Annotated in this window: 3 protein-coding genes; all 3 read left to right on the top strand. The window is 58.4% G+C overall.

Annotated features, from left to right (window positions below):
* On the top strand, positions 1-270 hold a 270-nt coding region (locus O0S09_RS09940; RefSeq protein WP_268923820.1), incomplete at its 5' end, for a chorismate synthase.
* Positions 263-1,324: a prephenate dehydrogenase/arogenate dehydrogenase family protein gene (locus O0S09_RS09935; RefSeq protein WP_268923819.1), complete on the top strand. Its 1,062-nt coding sequence runs from the start codon at positions 263-265 to the stop codon at positions 1,322-1,324. The genes O0S09_RS09940 and O0S09_RS09935, both read left to right, overlap by 8 nt.
* A 150-nt stretch (positions 1,325-1,474) precedes the next feature.
* Positions 1,475-1,733, top strand: a 259-nt coding sequence (locus tag O0S09_RS09930) for a hypothetical protein (protein ID WP_268923818.1), incomplete at its 3' end; no start/stop codon positions are given.

Raw genomic sequence — 1,733 nt, 5'->3', positions numbered from 1 at the left:
GGCCGGGTGGCGGCCGCCACCAATCATGCGGGCGGTGTGCTCGGCGGTATGGCAAATGGTTCTGTGCTGGACTTTTCGGTTGCGTTCAAGCCGACTCCTTCGATTGCGCGGGTTCAGCAGACGGTGAATCTGCGGGACGGGACGAATGCCGATCTGTCGGTGCGGGGTCGCCATGATCCCTGTATTGCCAACCGCGGTGCCATCGTGGTTGAGGCGATGACGGCGTTTGTGCTGGCGGATCTTTGTGTGCGGGGCGGTTTCCTTGGGTAAGGAGAGTCTTGCTCCTCTGCGTGAGGAGCTTGCGGCAATTGATCGCGAGATTGTTGCGCTGGTCGGCAGGCGGAATGGTATTGCAAAGATTATCGGCGAGGAAAAGGCAAAGGCCAATGAAGAGGTTGTGGTACCGGCGGTTGAACGGGTTGTTGAGCAGCGGTATGTGGATGCGGGTGTGCGTGCGGGGGTGAGTGCGGCTACTGCGGTGCGGCTTGCGCGTGCGGTGATCGATGAGTCGGTTGAGGTGCAGGGCAGACTTCCCCGGCATGCGGAGCCGCGCCGTATCTGTATCGTCGGCGGTAACGGCGGTATGGGCCGCTGGCTGTCGGCGTTTTTTGCCGCACGGGGTCATGAGGTGATGGTGGTTGTCCGTGATCCGGAGAATGCTGTCTGTCCTGTGGTGACACTTGCGGAGGCGTGCAGGATGGCTGAGGTTATCGTTGTTTCGACCCCGGTGACGACTGCGGCAGGTATTCTGGAGGAGATTTTTGCTTCCCGTACGTCTGCTCTGGTTTTTGATATTTTGTCGGTGAAGTCGCCGGTGATTCCGGTGCTCCGCCGTATGGCGGAGGCCGGGATGCGTGTCTGTTCGGTGCATCCGATGTTCGGACCGACCGCGGCTGCGGTCGCAGGCCGCAACATTGTTGTTGCGGACTGCGGCTGTCCGTCGGTCATTGAGGAGGCTGCGGCACTTTTCAGCGGGGGGACAATTCTTCGTATGCCGGTTGAGGATCATGATCCGATTGCGGCATATGTTCTCGGTTTGTCCCATGCGGTGAATCTTGCGTTTTCCGAGGCGCTTGTCCGGAGTGGTTTTTCTGCGGAGGTCTTAAACGCGGCGGCGTCCACGACGTTCCGGAGACAGACCGCAGTCTCCCTCGAGGTGTCGGAAGAGAATGCTCCTCTGTATTATGCGATCCAGCGGGAGAATCCCTACAATGATGCGGCGGTGAAAAATCTCGCCGATGCCGTCTCAGAGCTGCGGGTTCTGGAGAAGGATGCGTTCTGCAAGCGGATGCAGTCCGGTGCTGCGTGGTACCGGACGGAGTAATTCTTTTTTCAAACAGGACGCGGGGCAGGTGCCTGCGTGAGGGCCGGCGGCACAGTATGTGATGTGTGGGTGCGTGGTGAGCGGGCCGGATGAGAAGAAACGCCACAGTTTCCGGAAAACTCCCTCCGAAATCCTTTCGCGGCAGAAGAGATGAAAAAGAGGCCGGTATCGACGGGCATCCTGCAAAGGTGTGTGGTATTGAATGAACCGGTACGTGTCATCTGGTGGCAGGAAAACTCACACTCCCCAGTGGAATTTCTGCAATGCCACGTACCCAAGGAGGTATTTCATGCGATTACGATTTTGGTCCCTGTGTTCATCTATCGATTTTTGTCAGTTACACGGGTAGTGTTGTTCCGTGTTCTTTCTTTTGCGGGAGTGCCGTGTGCCGCCGGTCAGGCGTGCTGCC

The sequence above is a fragment of the Methanocorpusculum vombati genome, from assembly GCF_026891935.1.
GTDB classification, from domain to species: domain Archaea; phylum Halobacteriota; class Methanomicrobia; order Methanomicrobiales; family Methanocorpusculaceae; genus Methanocorpusculum; species Methanocorpusculum vombati.
The sequence above is the reverse complement of the archived record's forward strand: the minus strand, read 5'-3'. Positions and strand labels throughout refer to the sequence as shown.